The sequence below is a fragment of the Mastigocoleus testarum BC008 genome (genome assembly GCF_001456025.1).
GTDB classification, from domain to species: domain Bacteria; phylum Cyanobacteriota; class Cyanobacteriia; order Cyanobacteriales; family Nostocaceae; genus Mastigocoleus; species Mastigocoleus testarum.
The window spans coordinates 40,788-65,814 of the sequence record NZ_LMTZ01000089.1 but is presented as its reverse complement, the minus strand read 5'-3'; the positions used below and the strand labels follow the sequence as shown (position 1 = coordinate 65,814).

Here is a 25,027-nt window from a genome sequence, read left to right as displayed (position 1 = left end):
AAAATTCAGCAAACCCTTGACAACTTTATAGGTCATGGAGATAATTAGTTAGTCACCAGTTGAGGGACCGTAGTTCAATTGGTTAGAGCACCGCCCTGTCACGGCGGAAGTTGCGGGTTCGAGCCCCGTCGGTCCCGTGGATTAAATAAAAATCTCATTTTTGTTAGCTTGGATTTTATATCTTTTACGATATTTAAATCTGAGCTAAATTGTTTATGCACGATTAATAGAGAGAATTAGCAGTGACTGTTAGAGTCCGTCTTGCTCCTAGTCCTACAGGAAATCTACATATTGGAACAGCTAGAACGGCTGTTTTTAATTGGTTGTTCGCCCGTCACCTCGGTGGTAAATTCATTTTGCGAGTTGAAGATACCGATACATCGCGATCGCGTCCCGAATATACAGAAAATATTCTTGAGGGATTGCGTTGGTTGGGATTAGATTGGGATGAAGGTCCATTTTTCCAATCAAAACGTTTAGACTTGTACAAGCAAGGAGTACAAACTCTTTTAGATCGAGGTTTAGCATATCGCTGCTACACTACTACTGAAGAGTTAGAAGCATTGCGGGAAGCTCAAAAAGCTAGAAATGAAGCCCCCCGTTATGATAATCGTCACCGTAATCTTACCCCAAAACAAGAAGCAGCTTTTCAGGCTGAAGGTCGTAGTTTTGTAATTCGTTTTAAAATAGATGACGCTCGGGAAATAGTCTGGAATGACTTAGTAAGGGGCAAAATGGTTTGGCGTGGTAGTGACTTGGGTGGTGATATGGTCATTGCTCGTGCTACCGAAGACGGTATTGGTCAACCCCTGTATAATTTTGCTGTAGTTATAGATGACATGGATATGCAAATCACCCATGTTATTCGGGGAGAAGATCACATTGCCAACACTGCCAAACAAATTTTACTTTACGAAGCTTTTGAAGCAAAAACTCCAGAATTTGCCCATACTCCATTAATTCTCAATATGGAAGGACGTAAGCTGTCCAAGCGAGATGGTGTTACTTCTATTTGTGACTTTCAGGAAATGGGCTTTACTGCAGAAGCTTTGGTAAATTACATGACTTTGCTAGGTTGGTCCCCACCAGACTCAACACAAGAAATCTTTACCTTGGAAGGTGCAGCGAAAGAATTTAGTTTTGAGCGAGTAAATAAAGCTGGAGCAAAGTTTGATTGGGCAAAACTAGATTGGATTAACAGCCAGTATATTCACAAGATGCCAGTAGATAAATTAACAGATTTACTCATACCAGTTTTGGAAAAAGCTGGATGTAAATTGAACGATGGTAGGGAACGCCAGTGGCTAGAAGAGTTAGTTACTCTCGCCCAACCCAGTCTGACTCGTTTACAGGACATAGTAAACTTAACTAAAACCTTTTTCACAACAGAAGTGGAATATGGTGAAGAAGCGATCGCTCAACTAAAAAAAGAAGGAGTCATTGGTTCACTCGAAGCAATTATTGCAGCTTTAGACGATAAAAACCCTTTAGATGCAACTACCGCAGGAGATATTATCAAACAGGTAGTAAAAGGACAAAAACTCAAGAAAGGTCTTGTGATGAGAAGTTTGCGGGCTGCACTGACTGGAGAACTCAATGGTCCTGACCTGATGCAATCTTGGTTACTACTTAATAAAATCAATTTGGATAAATCACGCTTGAATCAAGCTTTAGCCGCAGTGAATTAAAGGCTAGATATCTAAATATTTATTAACGTAGATTTTGAAGTTACCATTGGGGTCATCATCGATCTATGACTAATATGTAATTATTGGTAATAGGTAATAGGTTTTTCCAATTACCCATTACCCGTTACCATTCAAAATTTATCAATTCAATATCAAGCTCTTAATATCAGTAAAAAAATTTATTAATACCCAAAAACTTATCAGCAATTACTCTCTAATCGGGAACTTGATTTGTAAAATAAATGTCATTCAAATTACTTAAAAATCATCTAATCAGAATGGCAAATAATAATGATAAATCAAATTTTAAAGTTATCTTTGCTAACAATAACTCTGCTAACTTTAGCAAATATGAAGTTTGTTGCTCGTGCGGATGAAACTCCGGCACCAATTTTTGAAGATATTATTATTGGTAACGAATTTGACCCAGATCCACTAGTTGTCCGCGGTATGAGTGGTGGAAAAATTCCAGCGAATAAACTTGCAGGTAGAACAGAAACTCTTACAGGTCCGTGTAAAGGTTTCTTTGACAGAGAACCAGATCATACTCTTCAACTAACCAGTAAGTTTAATTATTTAAAACTGCAGGTGCAAAGTCCGAAAGATACAACTCTGATGATTGAAGGTCCCGGAGGTAGTTGGTGTAATGACGATTTTGAAGGTAAGAACCCCGGTATTACAGGTGAGTGGCTTCCGGGAGAATATTACATTTGGATCGGATCTTACAATGAAGATGATTATCTCCCCTACCAATTGAGAATTACAGAAACAAAATAATTTTTGATAGCTTCAGCACCCTAGTAAAATCTCATAATAATTTTTTTAACCTCTAACCTTTAACCTTTAGTAGCTATCATGTTTATTACATTAAACCCTCACTCAGCATAGGAGGGTTTTATGCAGAATTTTATACTGATTTATGTTACCTCTGACATACATCAAGTAAACAGTCTAAGACATGCTCAACATAGAAGCAGGTGCAGCAATAATTTCTTCCAAGGCTTGTAATAATTCTTGTTCGTTGTATGGTTTAGAAAAATAAGCGACAGCACCAAGTTGCATTGCAAGCTTTCGATGCTTATTACTACTACGAGACGAAAGCATGATTACGGGTATATCCTTAGATTCTTTTACCGATTTAATACTACCTAAAAAGCCATAACCATCCACTCGTGGCATCTCAATATCACAGATTACAGCCTCAACCTGCAAGCCAGACCCTAATTTGTCTAAAGCATCTTGACCATCTTTTGCTTGTTCTACTGAATATCCAGATTTTTCTAACATTAAAGCTAAGAAACGCCGGACATTTATTGAATCATCAACAATCAAAATTGTATTTCTTCTAACTCTGGATATGGAGTGGTTTGAAAGTAACAAAGATGGAGATACACCAGTTGCAATCTCTGGCGAAGCATTTTGATTGTTATTGACAGCTTCACTACTAGCAATCCAATACAGTAATTCATTGATGCTAACCAAGGGTACCACTCTTCCATTACCAAGAATAGTACAGTTACTAAAGCCAGGTGGTAAGGGTATACTACTTTCCACTTGGCGCACTGCAACTTCCATCTCACCCCATGTACGATCTAGTTGCACTGCGACTAGCTGATTCCCGCTCTTGATAATTATCACACTGGCAGCATTGATAACCGCTGGAGTTTCTAGATCGGGGTTATCGTAGCGAGGACAATTAAATTTCAAATATTGATTCAACCTAATTAACGCCAATCTCCGATCTTGCCAGTAGACAAATTCATTATCATCTACTTGAGAAATATGACTTTCTTCTAGTAAGAAAATTTCTTCAACCACATCAGTGGGAAATGCTAATAACATTCTATTGCATTCCACTAAAAGAATCCTGGCGACAGAAAGAGTAAATGGAACCGAGAGGGTAAATGTCGTACCCTTACCAAGTTCTGTATTAACAGTAACATTGCCTCTGACTTGTTTGAGGTTGTTGCGCACCACATCCATGCCTACCCCTCGACCAGACAAAGATGTTACTTGCTCGTTTGTACTAAATCCTGGTTCAAAAATCAGTGACAGTAATTCTTCTTCCGTTGCTTGTGCTAATAGAGACTCATCTAAGCCCATGGCTAGAGCTTTTTGGCGAATTTGCTCTAAATCAATTCCTCTGCCATCATCCCGTAAAGTAATTATGGTGCGATTGCGATGATGTTTGGCTGCGATCTCAATCACTCCCGATTCTGATTTACCTGATGCTAAGCGTGTTGCTGGCTCTTCAATTCCATGATCGAAGGCATTACGCATCATATGCATCAATGGTTCGTTCAAGGACTCTAAGATACTGCGTTCAATCAGGGTATTAGCACCTTCTATTTTCAATTGAACGTTTTTACCATGCTCTACACTCATATCCCGTAACGCTCTAGGAAAGCGATCGACAATATCTGATAGAGGACGCATTCTTACTTGGGTAAGAGCATTTTGTAAATATTTTGAATTCTTATTAAATGAGCGCTTGACTTGTTGAACATCTTCTAGATTGACCTCAACATCAGCAACTACCTCTTGAATTTGAACGACGGTTTCCATAACTGCTTGAAATAGCATATGGATTTCGTCATAGGAATCTAACTCTAAAGTATCAAATTTATTAGTGAGGCTTTTTATATGAGTATGTTTATCATTTTCTTCCGAAGTCTTCGATTGATATTTTGTTGCTCTTAGAGCAGGTATTTTAAAAACTAATCGGTCATAGGCTGTGCGCAGAGCATAATTCTCGGTTTCTAGTGTTTGAACGCGTTGATTTAAATTGCGAATCAGTTTTTGCAGCCTTACTAATTGGAAGTCAAAACTGTGACGTTCAATTGTTAATTCACTAAATAAATCATTAATCTCTTCTAGTTGTTTAACAGGAATCCTGACAGTATTTTCGTGATGTTCGGAATGATTGTGTGGAGTTACTAATTGGTGTGTTTGTGATTGTTGAGGTTGCTGCGCAGTTCCTATAAAATCCTCATCTCCAAATAATGTTTTCTCGACAGCAGATTTTTCGGGACGTTGAGGTGCTGGAGAATTAATGATGTCAGCAAAGATTGATGCATCTAAAGAATCATCTAATTCTGGAGAAGTCGGAACTTTGGTTTCACTTGTGTCAACTTCTGCTTTACTAGAGACTGCTGCAGTTATATCAAAATCACAATCAATTGCGTTCGGTAAATTGTTAAATTGATTAGTTAAGATTAATGCCTGAGAATTTCGCCATGCTTTTAATGCTGTATTAGCGATTTCTACAATTACTTCTTCATTGTCAGTAGTTGCGAGATGATATGCAACTGACTCACACAACTTGGTAAAAGCTTCTATTTGTAGCATTTCTCCCAAGCCACCTAAACCAGCAGCCATCATTGCTAACTCCTCTGATAAACCGGAGGTTTCACCACCTCCGAGTAATGACTCGAGGCGTTGTAAAGATTCTTCTACTTCGGTTTGGAAAATTAAAGGTATTATCTCTTGAGAATTTTCTTCTGGTGATACTGGGTCAAAACTTTCAGGTACTGGATCTCCTAAAGTTTGATGTAAGTTCTCAAAAACTGGATAGCAATAATTTTGCAACCATTCTTCTGATATCAGTTGACCTTGAGAATGAAAATCTACTATCTGTCTTAAAAAATCAATGCTAGACAGTAACAAACCTTGTAGTTCATCATCAATCTCCAGTGACTTATTTTGGTTTTTGAGAACTTTTAGGGCATCTTCCAAGCGGTGAGCAAGATCGCTCAGAATTCGAAAGCCCATGATACCCGCACCACCTTTAATTGAATGAGCGGCTCTCAAAGCAGCGTTGATTTTTTCAATTTCAATACGATAAGTATATTTTACTCCTAATAAAAAGTCTTCTAAAGTATTCAGATAATCGGTAGCTTCTTCTAGAAATAGTTTTTGAATTTCTAACTCTTTATTCTCGTACATATGTTTATTAGTTATCCAAGTTATGATTCAAATATTGTTTTTATTTGCTGGGTATTTCTTTAAATCTAGATTTAGTTTAAATGCGTACACATATTCATATTTAATTTATATCCCCTTATTCCGATATCTTATTATTTAAGACATAAGACAGTTTTTATGCATTATGTTACTGTCCTTATACTAAATTTATCTTCTACCCTATGTACCTTTTACTAAATTTATATTTACTAAACTTACATTTGCTCAATTTATCTGTAAAACATATGGGGTGAATCGATCAAGAACTAATGTTTTTCTAAAAATAATTATCTCAAAGTTGTGAATTTTATGAAAATTATTAATTTTTTCTAAATCACATAGTATAGAATCGCTAATGATTAAATTTTGGCTATCAGCAAGACACTAGTATTTGATACAAGCAAAATTTAACCACTAGCAATTTACTTTCTACGAATCAGGGTTGATTTTGAAAGTGCCAACACTAGATTGTAATTCATGGGAAATTTCTACTGTTTTTTCCAGAGAAGCAGAAACTTTATGGGATGATTCACTTGTCATTTCTGACAGTTGGGCGACTTCTCTCATTAAATGTGCAACTTGTTTCGATGTTTGAACCTGAGAGACTGTTGCTGAAGAAATAGATTGTACGAGTTCATCGATTTGACGAGATACATCCAATATTTGATACAAACAGTCTTTAGTATCTTCTACCAAACGAGTCCCTTCTACAACCTGAGAAGTACCTAATTCCATTGCTTTAACAACTTCACTAGTCTCTCTTTGAATGTTTGCAACTATACCTTCTATTTCTGTAGTGGCCGAGGCACTACGGGCTGCTAAAGATGATACTTCTTCAGCAACTACAGCGAAACCTTGACTTCCTTCACCAGCACGAGCAGCCTCAATACCAGCATTAATAGCTAACAAGTTTGTTTGAACTGCAATCTGATTAATTAATGAAACAACTCGGGATATTTGTTGTGAAGATTCTCCCAAACGTTTAACTTTTTTGGCTGTTTCTCCAATGGTTTCCCGAAGGCTTAAGATATTTTCTACGGTCAAGTCCATGGCTGTTCCGCCAGTTTCAGCAGTTTTATACGCAGTACGAGCCACTGAAGCGGCTTTACGAGCACTGATTGCAATATCTTTAATTGAGATTCGCATCTCCCCAACTGAGTCTAGGGTGCGGTTGACCTCTTCTGCTTGTCGAAGAGCTTCTGTAGTTAGCTCGTTAATTGCTCCAGAGTTATCGGAAATGGCTACATTTACCTCACTAGCTGCATGCTTAACTTGAGTCACAGTTTCCCGCAAACTTTCAATGATTGAATTAAAGAAGTCAGCAACAGTACCCATTTCTCCATTGGTAACTTCAGCCCTTACTGTCAAATCTCCTTCTGCTGCAGCTTCAATATCATTTAGCAGTCTGAGAAGTTCTTGTTGAAGTTGTTCTTTTTGTTCCCGTTGTTGCTTAGAACTGATCTCTGCTGCTTCCAGAGCTTGTTCGGTAATTTCTAGGAGGTTTGCTCGTTCGATGCTCATCCCCAAAATCCTAGCAAATTGCTCAAGCAAATCTATTTCTGATTGTTCCCAAGTACGAGGTTGTATGCATTGATGAGCAATTAGTAAGCCTAATAACTTATTTCCTACCAAAATTGGCGCAACTAAATTGGCTTTAACACCAAAGCTTTCTAGTTGTTGCTGATAACACTCAGTGAGATTAGCTTCGTAGATATTATTGATAGCTAATATTTGACCCTGCTGATATTTTTCTATATAGTCTTTACAGCAGGGGTCGTTAATTTCCACTCCCACACTGGAAGGACAACCAGCTAGCACTGATTCAGCAACAATTTTGCCTGGTAAATCCTCGTTAAATTTGTAGATGACAACTCTGTCCGCCAGCAAAGCATTCCGAACATTTTGAACTGCCATATTATAAATTTCGGGTATGCTCAGAGAACTCGATAAATGTACCGCAAAGTTCTTCAATATTTGAGTATCTTCTAGCAAACGAACCCTTTCTAAGGTTATCCCGACCTGGATTGCTAGTTGCTGGACAAAGTTAACTTCATAAGATTGCCAAAAACGAACTGTGTGGCAATTATGAGCTATGAGAAAACCAAATAGTTGATTATCTTTGACAATAGGTGTAATCAGACTTGATTTAACGCGCAACCTTTCCATTAACTGCAAATGTTCGGGTGCAAATCCAGCTTCAAAGACATTATTAACTGCTAAAACCCGACCGTTTTTATAAGCTTCGACCAACTCTTGAGTAATACAATTATCTTGAATTTTTTCTCCTAGGGCTTGAGGAATGTCAGACGCTGCAGACTCAGCTATTACCTCCCCTCCTCCCTGAAAATCAAAGCGATAAACCACAACGCGATCAACGTTTAATGAACGGCGAACTTCCGTCACTGCTGCATTCATTAAAGTCTCTGGGTTAGCAGAATGACGAATAGAAATTAAGCTATTGGTAAATAACTTTAATTGTTCTGCTTCACTTCTTTGCTGAAGGAGAACTTCTTCTAATTGGTCTGCCATGCGGTTAATATGAAATCCCAAAGCCGCGATTTCATCGTTTCCACTAACTGCAACTCGATTGTGAAGATTACCCTTCGCTAAAGATTTAACGGTAAAAGTTGCCGCAAGAATTCTTAAAACTATACGATTAGCAACAATTACACCTGCTCCGCTAGCAATTAACCCTGTCAATAAGGTTGCTAGGGCGATGGTCATAAAAACATGATTGTGAGTATCTTCTTTAATTAGTTCTACTTCGTCACTATGGGGCGTGCTGTGTGTAATCGAGTAGATTGATTTATGAATAAAATGATGAGTAATAGAACCAAATATTAATACAGGAAGAGTTCCCAAACTAACAGAAAAAGCAATAGCTTTGGTACGCAAGTTTGTCTGTTGTAAGAATGAACTCAAACGATTCTTATCGGAGTTATTACCTCGAATTTTTTTTTGAATTACGGTATTTGGTAAAGACTTAACTCCATTTTTTGAATTACCCAAAGTATCATTTGTATAAGGGATTTTATTTTCTAATTCTGAGTTAAAACTTTCTCGATCAAAATTAACTTTTTTATCAAGCATCAATAAATTCTCTCTAATTATATATTGTGAAGAATGCCGTTTCTAGAGTGATGGCTGATTGTTCAAAACTGCTAATTATTATGAAAAATTGCAGATTGCAAAATAGCTTGTGTATTTAATACTAAAATTTGCTCTTGGTTCTGTAAAACCCATCCTCGTAAATAAGGAACCAGATCGGAAGAGAATTTTTCTTGAGGAGACTCTATCTCATTTGCTACTAATCTAGTAGTACCAATAATTTCTGGTACTACTAAAGCTAAGGATGTAGATTCTGCTTGAATAACAAGTATCTTATGTTGTCTGCAAGTACGATTATTAGTCTCTAAATTTAACATATTTGGTAAATCAATTACCCAAATGATACGACTTCGCCAGTTGATTAGTCCTAAGACGCAAGCAGGCATATTTGGAATAGAAGGGATGGACTCAACTGGCACTACAACTACTTCATGTAAATATTTAACTGGTAATGCAGCATAAGTAAATTCATTTAGTTGAAACTTGAGATAAGTATCTGCCAAAGAACTTTGACTTTTATTTATCGTTAAGTTATTGTTTAAATTATTCATTTGATTTTAAAATCAAGCAATTTCTTCTGTTAACGATTTAATTGCATTTAATAATTGTTCGCGACTATAGGGTTTAGTGAGATAAATATCAGCCCCCTGCCTTATACCCCACAAACGATCTATTTCTTGGTTTTTAGAAGTACAAACAACGATTGGTACTTTTTTCGTATCTGGATTTCTTTTTAAGCAACGACATAACTCGAAGCCACTCATTCCAGGCATTACGATATCAGTTACGATTATGTCTGGCTTGCTTTCTAGTGCTATTTCAAAAGCCTCCTTCCCACCTGTAGCTTTGATAATGTTGTAGCCGCTATTAGCAAGATAATAGCTCATAAGCTCCAACTCGCTCGGAGAATCCTCCACTATCAGAACAGTATCAAAACAGTTTGCTTTCACTCTTTAACCTCTCTGAATCCACTAACATATCTATTTGTAATTATGCGAACGCTTATAGAATATCGAGATGCTGGAACACTACTTTCAGTAAATCTCCTTGTGTAAATGGCTTAGTTAAATAACCAGATGCTCTAACCAATTTTGCTTTAGCTCGATCAACAAACCCAGTTCTACCCGTGACCATAATTACTGGGGTACTTTTAAAGTATGAATGTTTACGCAGCAAAGAACACAGTTCATAGCCATCTAGGTTAGGCATTCCAATATCTAACAAAACTAGATCCGGTTTTAAACGAATTATTTGCATCAATGCTTTTAATGGATCTTTGATGCCAACTACAGAAAAAATCTGATCGTCCAAATAATTTTTGATTGCATTTAAGACTGCTGGACTATCGTCGATACAAACTATCGTATATTTTGTACTGTGTATTGATGACTGATTATCATTGTTTTGATAATTGAAATCATTAATTTGTAATGATGATTTGATTTGAGAATAGTCTATTAAATGCGTGCTGTTATTTTGGTCGTTTATTTGCTGGTTTAGACTTTGGACATTTAGATCTACACCACTAACATTCTCGGGAAGAATACTATTGTAGTTATCCACTAAATCTATAACAGAATAACTCTTGTCAGGCTGCTCTGAAGATGAGCGAGATGGCATATTATCATCTGATTCCATATTTTGACTAGATTTCATTACAGTTTTTTGAGTATTACTAATGCTTTGACTAGTTCTTTGTCTTGTTGGTGATAGGTAGCTGTTGTGTTGTCGTGATGTACTTGGAGGAGCATTACTCAATGGTGACGCAGAATCATATTGATTTCTTGGTGAGTGTTTATTGGCGATATTATTAGGCTTCTGACAACGTTCTACAAGTGAATGCCAATCTATATAATTGAACTTTGGTAGCTCTTCCAAAAAACTTCTAGGAGTAAAATCATAGCTTCCCTGCTCTAAAGATAAGAAAGACCTCATCAAGTCCAGCGCTAAATTTTCTATTAATGCACCTGCTTGAGGTGGATCAATATATTTTTTATGGACTAGCCAACAGATAGCTAAATACCCTTTATCTCTAAACGAAGCATCATCTTCATCTTTCCTACTCAATATTCTCTGTAAATGATGACATATTTCTTGATAAATATTTCGGTCACTATCAATTAAATAGCGAATATTCTGAGACAATAAATCAAGCATATTATCTGAGTAACATGCATAAATGATTTTGCTATTCTCTGTATAAAATGACCAAGAACGTAATGGACTAAAGACTTGTAAATGACCATTTGCATACTCAGTATTTATTCTTTGCAACACAGACATAGGATCTAGTTGCTGAAAAAATCTGTACCGAGCGATAGGAAGTGTATCCATTGATATAACTCAATTATTAAAGCGCAAGTGAGTAATCTTTCTATTTATGTTGCTGATAACTTTATTAAGATGAAAGTCTTAAATTGTAGTAAAGAAATATTTATTAAACTATATTTGCTACAAAATTGACCTTTCATGTATTTATAATAGAAATGTGTGTGGAGGGTGAGTTCTCAATTTAAACTCCAATGCGGTAATTTACTACTTAAAAGAACAATACTCAAAATTTTAATTTGAGAAATTTTATACCTAAATATAATCCCAAATTAAATTCAATATTGCTGGGATATACGTGATATTTTCATTACTCCCCGTGAATAAACCCCGTGAATAAAATATTAAGATTGCAGGCTGCGAAGGCTTCAAGAAAAATATCTGAATTAATTGTTCATCCTAATGTTTGCGAAAAACACAGCAGGTACAATTGCAAATTTATCAGGAATAATTTAGTTCGGAAGTAATTTTATCAAAAGTATTTAACTAATAACTGACGTACACAGGTTACACAATATTAGTTGTAGTACGAATTTCTACTAACTATTAATTCTGCTCAACCCCCAACAAATTTTACAATCATACGTAAGTTTTGAGAGGTAGGAGAAAGAAACTTAACCCCAAAATACTTTTGTATCCGAAAATCTAAACAAGGACCTGTTTTCAAAAGCAAGTTAATCCAAAACACACAATTCGTTTAGTCATAGCCTTAAACATTCATTATTTCAGACTGTCAGTAGATGCCATACAACATGGTTTCTATGATACAGATTACTATAAAATCCTAAAAAAAGTTAGGGATAAATATAAATTTTATCCCCAATCTTTGAAAAAGATCGGAGCGGTCACATATTAGTTTATTGTATTTTTAAATAATCATTGAATTATTTATGTTTTAAGTATAAGCACTTAATAAAACTATAATTAACTCATTCTCAGTGATTGTATGATTATTGTCATCAACGTTTATATTGTAGTTTAATTCTTCTCAGCGAAAACGAAGTTTTACCGTATTTTTATATACAAAAAGTTTTAATACTTGAGATATCTCGAATTTATCTTTAAAGACATAAAGTATGAATTTACACTATTTTCATAAAGTTTTATCATTTACTACATTTGAGATTCGTCCTTGAAAGCGAATAAAGGTAATACTTTAAGAATTATAATTCTAAACAACTCATATTTTGACTGAATCATTTATTACCTTAAATTATTACTATTCTTTCAAAATCATAAGTGCCAAAATTTATATAGATTTATTTTTGGATTAATTTTATAGACCTAGTTGAATGGTGATAAATTAATCACTAAATAGTGATTATAAAACTTTATAAATCACTGATAAACAGCAAGTATATAACTGTTATTTAAAATACTTTGTGTTCAGTATTAATATTTTTTTTATGTGTATTTTAATTCCTTAGATGATAAGCCCTAATGTTAATTGCATTAAGTGAATGCTTTGCGTTGACTGCAATTGGAGCTTATTATTTAAAACTGCACCTTACTATTTGGGTTTGAAAACCTGAACAAAAATATTGATCAGTTTCTTAAACAGAATTTTCAGTATATTTTAGTCCAAACGTTTATTTGTTGTGAAGTCGCTTAGGCTAACGAAAAAAAATGTCTGATCTAAGATAATGTCCTGTAATTCAAGGAATGCTTTGAACTAGACAGAGAAGATTACTTCTCAGGATATCTTCATCTGCCAATGAGTAAATTGATACTCAATAGGCTATTCATATGAGAAAATTTAGTTATCAATATATAAGTTATGTAAATAAAAACCTCATTAGATATTATTTAACGTCGATTTCTTTCTTGCTGCAAAGCATCTCTGGAACTGCGTACACTCTGGATAGTGGTACGAGAAAAGTTTGATTGAAATTTTTCAAGTGCTTCCAAAGCTTTGTCAAAATTGGTAATTATTTGTTCCAGATCCGACTTAGATAGTTTTGAAGCTTTTTGTTTGAATTTATGACCAATGTTCGTTAGAGCAGAAGCAGCGTCTGAGCGCAGTAATTGGGATTCATGATTTAAAGCTGCAATTATAAAGGGTAAAGTAGTTTTGAATTGTGCTCCTTTAAATTCAGAACCAATGTTTGCAAGAGCGATCGCTGCACTGTAACGAACGCGAGGTTTTTTGTCTTTTAAGGCTATCACCAGGTCTGGAACAGCAGTTTGAGCCTGGTTACCCATACCACCTAAAGCACGAATAGCATTTACACGGGCTTCGATATTTTTATCTTTAAGGATTCCAACTAAAGTCGACACAACATCATTAAGATTAACAATTTGAACTTTGGAAGTATTGGAATTTTGTGTTGGTAAAACTTGAACCTGGTTTTTTTGTTCTGCCAAGCTAGCTGTTATGGGAAGTATTGGCGATAATATAGACAGCGTTAGAAATCCCGTAATTAAAACAGATGATTGCTGTTTTGAAATTGCTACAGCTTTCTTGAATTGTGCTTGGAAGTTGTTCGAGCAAATACTGTTCATAACTCAATTGACATTAGTACTGTACTTTTATAAGCTCGATCACTAGCAAACCGCATCTTGAAAACTAAGAAAATTTACTTTACTTCCTTGTTCCCATATAAATACAAGCAAAATAAGGCAGATCGGGACTATTTAAGAACTATTCCAACTATTGGTAGATAATTTTAAACAAAATTTACAGAAGATGATAAATTTATTTGATCTGAGTCTTGGCAATGAGGTAAGGCGATTGATGAATATCTGTAGTTAAAAATTTATGTTTTATTTTACAGAGAGCATGAAATAAAAAAAATTTCCAGAAGAAAATACAGCACTATATTTGGTTATATCTTTTTGAGAAATTGTTACCCTATTAACTTAAATTTAAAAAGTATTATCATTGCAGTTCATCAGCTGTCACAAACAAAAAGCTAAATTTGTTTATTTTATGTGTGTAAATTTGAATTTTGTACAGGATAAAATATCAACAGACAATTAGCATAACTTCATTGGAATTCATTATTTATCTGAGTTTTGTGAGTTAGGACATTTTTATTACAATTTTCCCATCCTCTCTTAAGAAAGTGTGAATAAAGTTAATCTCGAAGTCGAACAAGAAAACCTGCGCTTAGATCGCTATCTTTCCCAAGCCTTACCAGAACTTTCACGTTCTCGAATTCAACAACTTATAGAACAAGGAAATGTTCAATTAAACCATCAAATCTGCAATTCAAAGAAAACGATTGTTAAGCTTAAAGACAAGATAAATTTGGAAATACCTCCTCCTGCACCTTTAGAATTAAAACCAGAAAGTATTCCTCTAAATATACTTTATGAGGACGATCAAATACTGATTCTCAATAAGCCAGCTGGATTGGTAGTCCATCCTGCACCAGGTCATCCTGATGGTACTTTGGTAAATGCTATTTTGGCACACTGTCCCAATCTACCAGGTATTGGAGGAGTGCAACGTCCGGGTATTGTGCATCGCTTAGACAAAGATACCACAGGTGCGATCGCAATTGCGAAAACAGAATTAGCCCATCAGCGCCTACAAGCCCAACTTAAAGCTAAAACTGCACGAAGAGAATATTTGGGGGTAGTTTATGGTGCACCTTCCCAGAGCGATGGTACTGTTAATTTGCCCATAGGTCGTCATCCGGTTGATCGCAAAAAAATGGCTGTTGTCTCTGTGGAGAAGGGTGGACGGGAAGCTATTACTCACTGGCAAATTAAAGAACGTTTAGGTAATTTTACACTAATACACTTCCAGTTAGAAACCGGACGCACTCATCAAATTCGCGTTCATAGTACTCATATCGGACATCCAATCGTTGGCGATCCAATTTATGGTTCCGGTCGTTCGCTGAAAGTAAATCTTACCGGACAAGCCTTGCATGCTTGGCGACTTAAGCTAATACATCCTATATCTCAAGAGTGGATGGAATTTTGCGCTCCCTTACCAGAACAGTTTACAAAACTTTTAACTGTTTTGCAAAAAAGAGTTGCTTTTACTTGAAAACAATAGCTGATTTTATCCCACTACATTTCTGGATAAGGGTGTTATTTTGTTTTCCGTTCCCCATCTTGCGACTCTTTACCATCCTGCGGGGTAGTTGCTGCACCGGATGACCGACCAATTGCGTTGTTGCGGGGTAGTCGCGCTGTTCCCTGTCCCCATTCCCTTTCTAGAAAATTATTACTTCCTGACCCGCATACTTAATGTTATGAGGATTCGTCATTGACAAATGATAATAAAAACAAGAATCATTAGTCTGCGATCATTAGCAAAAACTTTTTAATCAAAGTCCTGTAACTAATGATCGATGACTAATGACTAAATATTTAGATTCCAAATTGTTATGTCACACTAAGAATCTAAATTTGCTTAAACAAATGAATTAAACCTTATTTGATGTTGTTCTGCGATAGGGAACGGATTTAGCGATATCAATGTTAAACGGAGAAATTCTTTGGGGAGGATTACCCTGAGCATTTACACCCAATGCCATATTCATAAACAAGGATGGATCTCCTGCTTTTGCTTTTTTCTCCTGGGGAGTAAAACGACGGATTTCGTTTTGCCAAACAATTTGGGGGAAGCCCAATTTGGCACGATAGTAATCATCGTAACGGGGAGATTGAATATTGAAAGGTCTTTCACCTTCTGCTCGTCCAGGTAATGAGCGACGTCGCTGATAGGGAACAGTATCGTAACCAAAGTTATCTAAATACTCGTCACTATCAAGTAACTCATCTACAAAACCTTTTATACCTTTGGTCGCAACCACAATTGACCAAGCAATTTTTTCGCGTTCGCTATAAACATCTCTGCCTAAAACTCTTTGTACGCATTGCTCTACAAAGCGGTAGTTGCTATTGAGGTTGTAAAAGCTTCTTTTAAAAGTATCAGAAAGTACTAGACCGCGAATAAAATCTCTAACTGTAATTTGTCCGCTCCGAAGTTGGGATTCTAAAAAGCGCTCGCGGTCAGATGCAAAAGCATGGAAAAACATTTGACGATAAGCTGCTTCAATCAAATTATCCATGTCGGATACTGAAAGCAGATTTTCTGTCGAATAAACTTTGGGCTGATCGTCACCTGCTTGTACGTAGCCAGCTACCCGCTGGTTTTGAGATGAAGGAGCATAACCCAATAGAGGAATTGACACGCTTTATACCCCCATTTTCTTAATTAAAATTTATAACTTTCAATCACATCTTAAGGGAGCATTAGTAACATAAACTTATAATTATGATAAAAGTTAACGAAACTTAACTGTGCATCCAGTTAAGCTTCTATCTGTTTAAAATTATACTCCAGTATTAGCTCCGTAACTGATGAGTAAAGTCAATACTGCGACTCCTGCGAACAGTAGCAATACTCCTGCAACTCTTTTAAGATCGATCTCTTGAATAAATTTTTCAAAATTAAAAGGTGCGTATGGGTCGTAAATACTCAACATCTTGCCGCTACTGGGAGGTAACTTGTCGCGGTAAAAACTGTCATAACGAGCCATACGGGCAAAAGGTAGTTCTCCTTGGTTGCGCTGCGGCAAAATCCGCCGTCTTTGATAAGGAATTGTCGTATAACCAAAATTACTTAAATATTCGTCACTATTGAGTAAATCATCGATAAAACCTCTCAGCCCCTTAGTTGCTAGCACTATAGACCAAGCAAGTTTTTCGCGTTCGTCGTATACTTCGCGCCCCAAAATTCTTTGGATACACATTTGTACGAAGCGATAGTTGTTATTTGTGTTGTAATTTCGGCTCCGGAAAACATCGGAAGTAGCCAATCCACGAATAAAGTCTTTAACGGTGATTTGACCAGCCCGCAATTGGGATTCCAGTGAAGTTTGGCGGTTGCTAGCAATCAGTTGTTGTTCGTTAAAGATTTGGCGATAAGCTGCCAAGATCAAATCATCCATATCTGATAACGATGGCAGATTATCAGTACTGTAAATCCTTGGTTGCTCATCACCTGGGATCTCAAATCCAGGTACGCGTTGATTTTGGGATGAAGCGGGATAATCTAATAAGGGTATAGCCATATCAGTGCATCTCTAAGTGTATGTAGGTTAACTAGGAGACAAGAAGCAAATGACAATTAGCGTACCAGCAAACAGTTAAATGACAATTGCTCTATTAATATTTAGCCTAGAAGATTTAGCAATCTTTTTTTCTATACTAGCAATAATCTGTAATATTGTTTCATTGTAAAATCGGGAAGTTGAGCCGAATGGCATCGTTGAAAATTTTCAATAAAATTTTATTAGTCTACCTTCCTGAAGTGGGTGGTGCTATAACAGGTAGCACGTATCAAATCCTTTCTACTTGTCCTAAAAGTTACTAGTGACTGATGGGGATAGTATTTAGGGATTTTGCCCTTGGGGGTTTTTACTAGTGGATGAATCTATACCGGCAAACGAGCAACTGATTTTAGCTGCAATTCGAGGTGATATTGAGAAAGTAAATATTTTATTGTCTGAAGGTGTTGATGTGAATGCCTCGGGTCGGGGGAAAACAACTGCTTTGATGATGGCGGCTTCCGAAGGTTACTTAAATATAGTGCATCATTTGCTGGCTGCTGATGCAGACGTAAATATCAAAAATGATTCTGACTATACAGCCGTACTCTATGCTGCAGAATCAAATTACCCAGATATAGTGGCAGCATTAGTTCATAAAGGTGCAGATATTAGTGTCACGAACCACTATGGAGAAACTGCTTTAATGTCACTTGCGCGCCAAGGACATACAGAATTAGTGGAATTACTAATTGCATGGGGCGCAGACATAAATGTCACTAATTTTATTGGCGATACAGCTTTGTACTTAGCAGCCGAGAACGGCCACGCATACACAACTCAAACTCTAATTGATTATGGTGCTTATGTAAATACGGCAAATGTTGTTGGTTGGACACCTTTGATGATGGCAGCAGCACGGGGGGCGACTGCAACAGTTGCAGTATTACTGGAAAATGGTGCAGATGTAAGTGCTCGAAATCGTTGGGGAAGTACTGCTTTAAAGGAAGCAAAAAATGCTGCATCTTTTGCAACAATTGAATTATTAAAACGTGCTGGAGCTAAAGAATAAGTAAACAGTTATAAACTGGAAATGTTTCTTTATTTATCTTATTAATTTGGAACCCAGCATAAGTCTAAATTATTAATCTAGGGCTATATCTTCCATGGTGTTCAGGAGGGTTGTTTGGCACTTTCACCTTTCTTGTCTTTCAAAAAATTAAATTAATATGTAAAAGCATCATTAAAATTAATAATTTTTAATAAATATAGCTTCGACGTCGTATAAGAATTAAAAAGGAAAAGAAAGATGTGAATAGCTTCAAAAACTAAAATTATCGTTACTATAGTGTTTTTTCAGAATATTAATTCTGGGATTTTGTTTCGATATATGAAGTTTGTTCGCATTTTTGTAATACTTTCTCAAGAAAACACCGTTATTAACTGGGAGATAGTTTGAATGGCTTTCGGACCAGCATCTAGACTCGGGGTAGCTCTGTTTGAGGATTCAGACCGAGTTGAAATGTGCCCTGGTTGCTCTGCTGATGATAAAGAAATCATCATTAAAGCAGTTTATAGGCAAGTTTTAGGCAACGCTTATGTTATGGAAAGCGAAAGATTGCCTGTACCTGAATCGCAATTAAAAAATGGAGACATTAGCGTTCGCGAATTTGTACGTCAAGTCGCAAAATCTGATTTGTACCGTTCGCGCTTTTTTGATAGCTGTCCCCGCTATCGAGCTATTGAATTGAATTTCAAACATCTTCTCGGTCGCGCTCCTGATAGCTATGACGAGATGAAAGCTCACAGTGCGATTTTGGATGCGGGTACCTTTGAGGACGAGATAGATTCTTACCTCGATAGTGATGAGTACCAAGACACCTACGGGGAATACATTGTACCTTACATTCGTGGCTATAAAACCCGCAACGGCCAGAGCATGGTTGAGTTTACTCACATGTTCCAACTTTTGCGTGGTGCTTCCAGTAGCGATTTAAAAGGTAATTTGGCTGGTAAAAAGCCAAGACTAAATTCTTTAGTCATAAATAATACTCCTACCCCAATTGTGCCACCTAGTGGTGCTACAAGCGGTTGGTCTTTCCAAAATCCAGCACTTGGTTCTCGGAGCCGTCATGGTGTTGGAGCAACTGCTGATGGTAAATCATATCGCATTGAGGTTACTGGCTACCGAGCAAAAGCGGTAAATCGGATTTCCAAGTTCCGCAGATCTAATCAAGTCTTTATCGTACCCTTTGATAAGCTTTCGGACGAATACAAGCGGATTCACAAGATGGGCGGCGTAATCGCGAGTATTACTCCTATCAACTAAACGATCTGTTTGCAAATTAAATTTGGGAAGATTAGGAAATGGCAAGTACAGTATTGGATTATCCAACTGTGGAACTATGGCAAAATAGTTCCTTGGAAGAATTAGAATTAGTTTTTCGCTCCGTCTACAAGCAAGTTTTAGGTAACGCTCATGTGATGGAGAGCGAACGGCTAGTAAGTGCTGAATCACAATTACGTGATCGCGCTATTACAGTACGGGAATTTGTACGTGCTGTTGCAAAATCTGATATGTATCGGGCGCGCTTTTTTGAGACTTCAGCACCCTATCGCTTCGTAGAACTTAACTTCAAGCATTTATTGGGTCGCGCTCCCCAAGATCAAGCAGAAGTTTCCGAACATATCCGGCGTTGTAATGAAGCTGGATACGATGCTGAGATCGACTCTTACATCGACAGTGCTGAATATTCCGATGCTTTTGGCGAAAATATTGTCCCCTTCTACCGGGGTAATATTAGCCAAGTAGGGCAAAAACAAATCTCTTACAACCGAATATTTGGAATTGTAAGAGGTGCTGCAGAAACTTCTAAGGCTGTTAAAGGCTCAAAGTTAGTTTACTCGGTTGCGGCTAATTCTAGTATCAAAATTAAGCCTAGTAACAGTGCTGCTAGCACCGAAAAAAGGTTCAAGATTTTGGTTACAGGTTCTAAATTTGACAGCCCACGCCGTAAAAGCACAACTGAGTACATTGTTTCCGCAACTAAAATGACACCAACAATTCAGCGGATCAATCGTACCAGTGGCAAAATTGTCAGCATTGAAGAGATTTCCTAGGTCTTAAAACAAAATCAGGAGTTAGGAGTGAGAAGTTGAGGCTTTTAATTCGTAGATTGGGAAATTACAAAAACCCACATCACAGATCGTCTATTAATAGATCGTAAATTATCAGTCGTAACTTTTGACACCTAGCTCCTGGACGTTAGATACTACGTATAAAATAAATTAGATATAAATCAAATTAGATATTAGTCTAAACTAGATCTGTATCTGAAAACAAATTATTATCGTTGGAGGAGTATCAAGAATGTCACTTTGGGCTACAGCTTCTACCGCAGCAGAACTACGTCAAGATGCAAATGAGGACGATTTACAAATAATTATTCGGACTGTTTATAAACAGGTCTTAGGCAATCAGCATTTAATGGAAGGTCAGCGCCTCAGTAGTGCTGAGTCATTGTTACGAGATGGTTCCATATCTGTACGCGATTTTGTGCGCATTGTAGGTAAATCAGAACTGTACAGAGCTTTGTTTTTCAATTCTTCTTCTCAATACAGATTTATTGAATTGAACTTCAAGCATTTCCTTGGTCGAGCACCTCAAGACCAATCGGAAATTTCTGAACATGTTTGTATTTATAACGAACATGGATATGATGCCGAAATTAATTCTTATATCGATAGCGATGAATATCAGCTAAATTTTGGCGAAAATGTAGTTCCTTATCTTCGTAGTACTAGTACTCAAACAGGTGTAAAGAATATTGCATTTAACCGCACATTTGCTTTGGCAAGGGGAATGGCTAGTAGCGACCGCGACACAAAAGCAAAATTAATTACGTCTTTAGGTAGTAATTTATCAACAGCTATTAAGGCTCCGAGTGGAGCTTCTGGCGCTGTCAGCAACACTGGTAAACGCTTCTTGATTAAGGTTTCCAAGAGTGCTGTGGGTCCAAGACCTCGCTTGAGTAAAATGGAATACGTGGTAGATTATACTCGCATGTCCGAGAAGATTCAAAATATTCACAAAATGGGTGGGAAAATCGTCAGCATTGCTGAGGTTGCTTAGTTTGTGAAGTTTTAGATTGCTAATTAGGAATCTTGAGGGGAAAACTTTGAGAATGCTCAAAACTTACCCAAAGTAATTTCTGCATTTTCTTCTTAAAGCGAGGATAATTCAGATTGCACTTGCTTCTTGCTTAGAGAATACATGTAATTCTTCAAACATCGTCATTTTAATTTTTTCTTTGTCTTTAACTTGTATCCCCTCAGTAGATGAGGAGAAATACTGTAGCACTTGATGCTAAGACTTAAGAAAAATAAATGTTATTTTGAGGCGATTTGATGTCTGGTATACTAACCACTGGTACTGCCGACTTAAGTGATTATAATAGTCGCATCATCATCATTGAAGTAACTGGTGCGTTGAATTATCTAGTGCGTAAAAGTAATTATACTCTCAAAGTTCCTTATAATCGAATGCCTGAAAAAGTGCGGCAAATCATCCGTATGGGTCAGAAGATTGTTAGCATTAGAGCAACTTCATCTGTTGGAGCAACAGAATCTGAATGAAGCTCTATCTAGAAAGGTACAGAAATTTAACATAAAATACACGGTTGGGTGTATGGGTCAATTCCTATACTATCTAAACCTTGCCTTGGCTGGAGGCTATATCATATAACCTTTTGCCAAGGAATCCTTTAAAATTATAACTTTTTGCGATCAGCACTTTTGTAACCAAAATTACGAAATTTCTGACAAGTTGCTTCGTACAGTAGCGATTACTCTGTCATGCTTGTTATTTGAGATTTACTGACTTTGAAATTTACTTCTTTTAAATCAGCACTTTCTAGAATTAATATTTTAGATATTTACTGTTGATGAAGTAACAGTATTAAAAATTTGTAAATCTTATAATTTTGGACCGGAGAAAATTATTTGTTGATCGAAAGTGGAGAGAAAAATTCGTTATTTACCAATTTTCTAAAATTGGTAAAGTCAGATTACAACATTACAGTAATTTAAATCAATAAGCTTAAATTCAATCGGATTAAAGTAAATAGAATATCTTTACCCCGTTACCCTCAAGCTTAGAATTTTAAGTTTACATTTTAAGCCTAAACCCAAAATTTAAGGTTTAAAATTAAAGTAGGGAAATAAATATGGGGCTCAAATAACAGAACTTTTAAGTCTGAAAAATCACCAGCCAGTTTTACTTTGAAAGTACCTGACGCGAGTTCCTAGCAATCATGTATTTACATTCAGAACAACCTAAAATGTTACCGCCACTGGCTGAAAAAAAGATGCGATGTTGGATTCGTAGTCGCCACTTAATTTGTTCCGGTAATTTTTTTATTTTTCAGACAGTTGAATACAGTACTGTTGAAAGATTTACAGAATGCGTAACCTCTCTAGGAGGAAGTTTAATATCTGTAGAACCAATTAACAAAATTTGGATGGGAAATCACCGCCAAGTGATTTTATATCAAGCAAAAGCTAGTTTGCATACTCCCCATCACGATTTAAAACAGTATTGGATTAAGTATGGTGCTTTCTATACTCGATTTGACGAACGTGGATGATTTAATTCAAGTTATATCTAAAAAATTCGGTTTTAATTAATTTAGTTTGTCGTAATTTTAATTGATAACTATTTGATTATTTAAGATGTAATTTGATTTAATTTTTTGCCCCAACACTTACGAATAAAATCCAATAATTTATGAAATTAATATAAATTAATATTTTTCTACTTCCAGGCAGAAGATAATTTATATTATTCCTCTTTTAGATATAAATATACCTAAAGTGTTTAGGATGACTTTTGAGACTAAGCTGTTTGTGGAAATTGGCTATTTTTGATTTGAAATAAAAAAATAATAAAAGCTAATTTTTCCACTAAAAAATTATATTGTTAGAAATTTTAACTAATTAAAAAACTAAAAATTGATACATAAATAATAGATATTTGAAGGCCGAACTTTAAATTAAAAGATTTTTGGAGATAGTTTCAATGGTAAGTACTTTTATCAATCCTGCGATCGGTCGCGCCTCAAAATTAGGTATTGGTTTTTTTGAAGACTTAGAACCATTAGAATATAGAACAGGGTACTCAGAAACGGAATTTGAAACCTTAATTCGTGCAGTATACAAGCAAGTTTTGGGTAATGCCCACATTATGGAAAGCGAACGGCTTAAAGTTCCGGAATCACAATTAAAAAATGGTGAGATAACTGTACGTGAATTTGTCCGTCAAATAGCTAAATCAGAGTTATACAGTTCGCGCTTTTTTGATAATTATCCTCGTTATCGCTTTATAGAACTCAATTGTAAGCATTTACTTGGTCGCGCACCTAACGATCATGCTGAAATGCAGTATCACATCAGATTGTTACAGGAATCTGGCGTTGAAGCCGAAATTGATTCTTATCTTGATAGTGAAGAGTACAGTAAGTGCTTTGGTGAAAATACAGTTCCCTATTATCGGGGTTATAAAACCCAATCAGGAAGAAATATATTGGGATTTGGTCACCTTTTCCAGTTACTTAAGGGTAATGCTAGCAGTGATAAATCCAGCGTATTAGCTACTTACTCAGGTTTAAATAAATCCCTGATGACCAACAGTCCATTAACTGTTATTCCTCTAACTGGTCCTTCTACTTATCCTCAACTTACAGATATCAACAAACTAGTAGCTGATATTCTCAAGCTTAACCAGCAAAAAACTTTATCAATAGCTACCAGCAAAAAAGAAAACTCAACAGTTCTGGTGGAAGATGAAATTAGACAACAACAATATCAAGCTTTTCAAAGGACAGAACCAATAGAATTTATATCTGGTGATTCGCCTGATGATATTGAAATAGTCATTCAGGCAGTATACCGTCAAGTATTAGGTAACGCTTATGTGATGGAAAGTGAGAGACTTGTAGTTCCAGAATCTCAACTTAGAAATGGCTTTAGCAGCGTGCGAGAATTTGTTCGTCAAGTAGCTAAATCAGAATTGTATCGATCGCGCTTTTTTGACAACTGTTATCGCTATCGAGCAATTGAATTGAATTTTAAACATTTACTTGGTCGCGCACCAGGTAGTTATGATGAAATGAAATTTCATAGTGCAATTTTAGATTCAGAAGGTTTTGAGGCGGATATAGATTCTTACATCGATAGCGACGAGTATATCAACGCCTTTGGGGAGAACATAGTACCTTTTTACCGGGGTTACAATTCCGAACCAGGTAAAACAATGATTGGTTTTACCAATATGTTCCAACTGTTGCGTAGTAATTCTAGTAGTGATAAAGAACTTACTTCTCCTAATAAACCTCGATTAATACGATCATTAATTCGCAATACTCCCTTTGGTAAGCAAAAAGTCAGCGATGTTGATGCTATTTTGGCGAAGGTGTTCAAACCTAAAGCAGATTCAGCAGCGAAAATTAATTTGTATGCAGCACAACGTCTGCAAGAAGAAAGAGAATTACAGCAAAAAATAGAAGAGCAAGAAAAACAAATAAGTGCTTTAAAAGCTCAACTTTCCGAACTGAGTCCATTTGCAACTATTGGTGCAGCACAACTTAATAGTAGCTGGCAATCTGCTGCTATTGGGGATAGCAACAAAGATAACCTGTCCTTACAACAGCAATTAGAAGTCCAAAAAACTGAAATTAATTCATTAGAAGCACAAATTGCTGATGCTCGTCGTTTTGCTACTATTGGTGAAGCTCGCCTGAATAAATGGCGCGGTCGGGTTTTTTCTAGTTAGATCTTTTTCTAGTCAAATCTTTTCTAGCTAAGTTTTTCTAGTTAAATAAACCTCAATTAAGTACGTATCTACTAAATTTAGCTTTCTTTTTTGAGGTTCTC

At 36.2% G+C, this 25,027-nt stretch carries 18 protein-coding genes and 1 tRNA gene; 11 read left to right on the top strand and 8 right to left on the bottom strand.

The features are described from left to right. Positions 1-63 precede the first annotated feature (63 nt). The 3 genes from BC008_RS16915 to BC008_RS16905 all read left to right on the top strand — a co-directional run bounded on the left by BC008_RS16915 (position 64) and on the right by BC008_RS16905 (position 2,465). Positions 64-137, top strand: a tRNA-Asp gene (locus BC008_RS16915). Between the two features lie 105 nt (positions 138-242). Beyond that, positions 243-1,688 (top strand): glutamate--tRNA ligase, encoded by a 1,446-nt coding sequence (gltX, locus tag BC008_RS16910; protein ID WP_027840169.1) that lies wholly within the window; start codon positions 243-245, stop codon positions 1,686-1,688. A gap of 291 nt (positions 1,689-1,979) precedes the next feature. Then, entirely contained in the window at positions 1,980-2,465 is a 486-nt protein-coding gene (locus BC008_RS16905; RefSeq protein ID WP_027840168.1) for a hypothetical protein, read from the top strand. Positions 2,466-2,639: 174 nt separating this feature from the next. On the opposite strand, the gene BC008_RS16900 is transcribed toward BC008_RS16905, so the two are convergent. From BC008_RS16900 to BC008_RS16875, 6 genes are all read right to left on the bottom strand, one after another. Continuing rightward, a complete protein-coding gene (locus BC008_RS16900; protein WP_027840167.1) occupies positions 2,640-5,633 on the bottom strand; it encodes a hybrid sensor histidine kinase/response regulator in 2,994 nt (997 codons plus the stop codon). A 447-nt stretch (positions 5,634-6,080) separates the two neighbouring features. After that, a complete protein-coding gene (locus BC008_RS16895; RefSeq protein ID WP_058183704.1) occupies positions 6,081-8,741 on the bottom strand; it encodes a GAF domain-containing protein in 2,661 nt (886 codons plus the stop codon). 71 nt (positions 8,742-8,812) lie between these two features. Then, positions 8,813-9,310: a chemotaxis protein CheW gene (locus tag BC008_RS16890; protein WP_036263664.1), complete on the bottom strand. Its 498-nt coding sequence runs from the start codon at positions 9,308-9,310 to the stop codon at positions 8,813-8,815. A 12-nt stretch (positions 9,311-9,322) separates the two neighbouring features. After that, positions 9,323-9,709, bottom strand: coding sequence for a response regulator transcription factor (locus BC008_RS16885; protein ID WP_027840166.1), 387 nt, complete (start codon positions 9,707-9,709; stop codon positions 9,323-9,325). A 52-nt stretch (positions 9,710-9,761) separates the two neighbouring features. Next, a complete protein-coding gene (locus BC008_RS51385) occupies positions 9,762-11,093 on the bottom strand; it encodes a response regulator (protein WP_027840165.1) in 1,332 nt (443 codons plus the stop codon). Between the two features lie 1,800 nt (positions 11,094-12,893). Then, positions 12,894-13,589, bottom strand: coding sequence for a HEAT repeat domain-containing protein (locus BC008_RS16875; protein ID WP_027840164.1), 696 nt, complete (start codon positions 13,587-13,589; stop codon positions 12,894-12,896). Positions 13,590-14,154: 565 nt separating this feature from the next. On the opposite strand from BC008_RS16875, the gene BC008_RS16870 reads away from it, so the two are divergent. Next, complete coding sequence (locus tag BC008_RS16870) at positions 14,155-15,087, top strand: RluA family pseudouridine synthase (protein WP_027840163.1); 933 nt, start codon at positions 14,155-14,157, stop codon at positions 15,085-15,087. Between the two features lie 382 nt (positions 15,088-15,469). Here BC008_RS16870 and BC008_RS16865 read toward each other — a convergent pair whose 3' ends face one another. Further along, the gene (locus tag BC008_RS16865; protein WP_027840162.1) at positions 15,470-16,240 is read right to left on the bottom strand and encodes a phycobilisome rod-core linker polypeptide; all 771 of its coding nucleotides are present in this window, start codon (positions 16,238-16,240) and stop codon (positions 15,470-15,472) included. Between the two features lie 141 nt (positions 16,241-16,381). Beyond that, on the bottom strand, positions 16,382-17,122 hold the full coding sequence (locus BC008_RS16860; protein ID WP_027840161.1) for a phycobilisome rod-core linker polypeptide: 741 nt from the start codon (positions 17,120-17,122) through the stop codon (positions 16,382-16,384). A gap of 352 nt (positions 17,123-17,474) precedes the next feature. On the opposite strand from BC008_RS16860, the gene BC008_RS16855 reads away from it, so the two are divergent. The 7 genes from BC008_RS16855 (at position 17,475) to BC008_RS52475 (ending at position 24,926) form a co-directional block, all read left to right on the top strand. Next, on the top strand, positions 17,475-18,170 hold the full coding sequence (locus BC008_RS16855; RefSeq protein ID WP_235595883.1) for an ankyrin repeat domain-containing protein: 696 nt from the start codon (positions 17,475-17,477) through the stop codon (positions 18,168-18,170). A 387-nt stretch (positions 18,171-18,557) separates the two neighbouring features. Further along, positions 18,558-19,427, top strand: coding sequence for a phycobilisome linker polypeptide (locus tag BC008_RS16850; protein ID WP_027840159.1), 870 nt, complete (start codon positions 18,558-18,560; stop codon positions 19,425-19,427). Between the two features lie 38 nt (positions 19,428-19,465). Next, a complete protein-coding gene (locus BC008_RS16845) occupies positions 19,466-20,218 on the top strand; it encodes a phycobilisome rod-core linker polypeptide (protein ID WP_027840158.1) in 753 nt (250 codons plus the stop codon). Between the two features lie 250 nt (positions 20,219-20,468). Then, positions 20,469-21,230 carry a phycobilisome rod-core linker polypeptide gene (locus BC008_RS16840; RefSeq protein WP_027840157.1) on the top strand — a complete coding sequence of 254 codons (762 nt, stop codon included), beginning with the start codon at positions 20,469-20,471 and terminating at the stop codon, positions 21,228-21,230. A 275-nt stretch (positions 21,231-21,505) separates the two neighbouring features. Continuing rightward, on the top strand, positions 21,506-21,733 hold the full coding sequence (locus BC008_RS16835; protein WP_027840156.1) for a phycobilisome linker polypeptide: 228 nt from the start codon (positions 21,506-21,508) through the stop codon (positions 21,731-21,733). Between the two features lie 677 nt (positions 21,734-22,410). Continuing rightward, complete coding sequence (locus tag BC008_RS16830; RefSeq protein WP_058183703.1) at positions 22,411-22,743, top strand: hypothetical protein; 333 nt, start codon at positions 22,411-22,413, stop codon at positions 22,741-22,743. A 431-nt stretch (positions 22,744-23,174) separates the two neighbouring features. Continuing rightward, the gene (locus BC008_RS52475; RefSeq protein ID WP_058183702.1) at positions 23,175-24,926 is read left to right on the top strand and encodes a phycobilisome rod-core linker polypeptide; all 1,752 of its coding nucleotides are present in this window, start codon (positions 23,175-23,177) and stop codon (positions 24,924-24,926) included. Positions 24,927-25,027 lie beyond the last annotated feature (101 nt).

What these genes read in the sequence shown, in the direction of transcription:
- BC008_RS16850 (WP_027840159.1), top strand. Translation starts at nt 18,558, where the DNA reads ATGGCTTTCGGACCAGCATCTAGACTCGGGGTAGCTCTGTTTGAGGAT.
- BC008_RS16860 (WP_027840161.1), bottom strand. Translation starts at nt 17,122, where the DNA reads ATGGCTATACCCTTATTAGATTATCCCGCTTCATCCCAAAATCAACGC.
- BC008_RS16890 (WP_036263664.1), bottom strand. Translation starts at nt 9,310, where the DNA reads ATGAATAATTTAAACAATAACTTAACGATAAATAAAAGTCAAAGTTCT.
- BC008_RS16830 (WP_058183703.1), top strand. Translation starts at nt 22,411, where the DNA reads ATGTATTTACATTCAGAACAACCTAAAATGTTACCGCCACTGGCTGAA.
- BC008_RS16835 (WP_027840156.1), top strand. Translation starts at nt 21,506, where the DNA reads ATGTCTGGTATACTAACCACTGGTACTGCCGACTTAAGTGATTATAAT.
- BC008_RS16900 (WP_027840167.1), bottom strand. Translation starts at nt 5,633, where the DNA reads ATGTACGAGAATAAAGAGTTAGAAATTCAAAAACTATTTCTAGAAGAA.
- BC008_RS16905 (WP_027840168.1), top strand. Translation starts at nt 1,980, where the DNA reads ATGATAAATCAAATTTTAAAGTTATCTTTGCTAACAATAACTCTGCTA.
- BC008_RS16845 (WP_027840158.1), top strand. Translation starts at nt 19,466, where the DNA reads ATGGCAAGTACAGTATTGGATTATCCAACTGTGGAACTATGGCAAAAT.
- BC008_RS16840 (WP_027840157.1), top strand. Translation starts at nt 20,469, where the DNA reads ATGTCACTTTGGGCTACAGCTTCTACCGCAGCAGAACTACGTCAAGAT.
- BC008_RS16895 (WP_058183704.1), bottom strand. Translation starts at nt 8,741, where the DNA reads ATGCTTGATAAAAAAGTTAATTTTGATCGAGAAAGTTTTAACTCAGAA.
- BC008_RS52475 (WP_058183702.1), top strand. Translation starts at nt 23,175, where the DNA reads ATGGTAAGTACTTTTATCAATCCTGCGATCGGTCGCGCCTCAAAATTA.
- BC008_RS16875 (WP_027840164.1), bottom strand. Translation starts at nt 13,589, where the DNA reads ATGAACAGTATTTGCTCGAACAACTTCCAAGCACAATTCAAGAAAGCT.
- BC008_RS51385 (WP_027840165.1), bottom strand. Translation starts at nt 11,093, where the DNA reads ATGGATACACTTCCTATCGCTCGGTACAGATTTTTTCAGCAACTAGAT.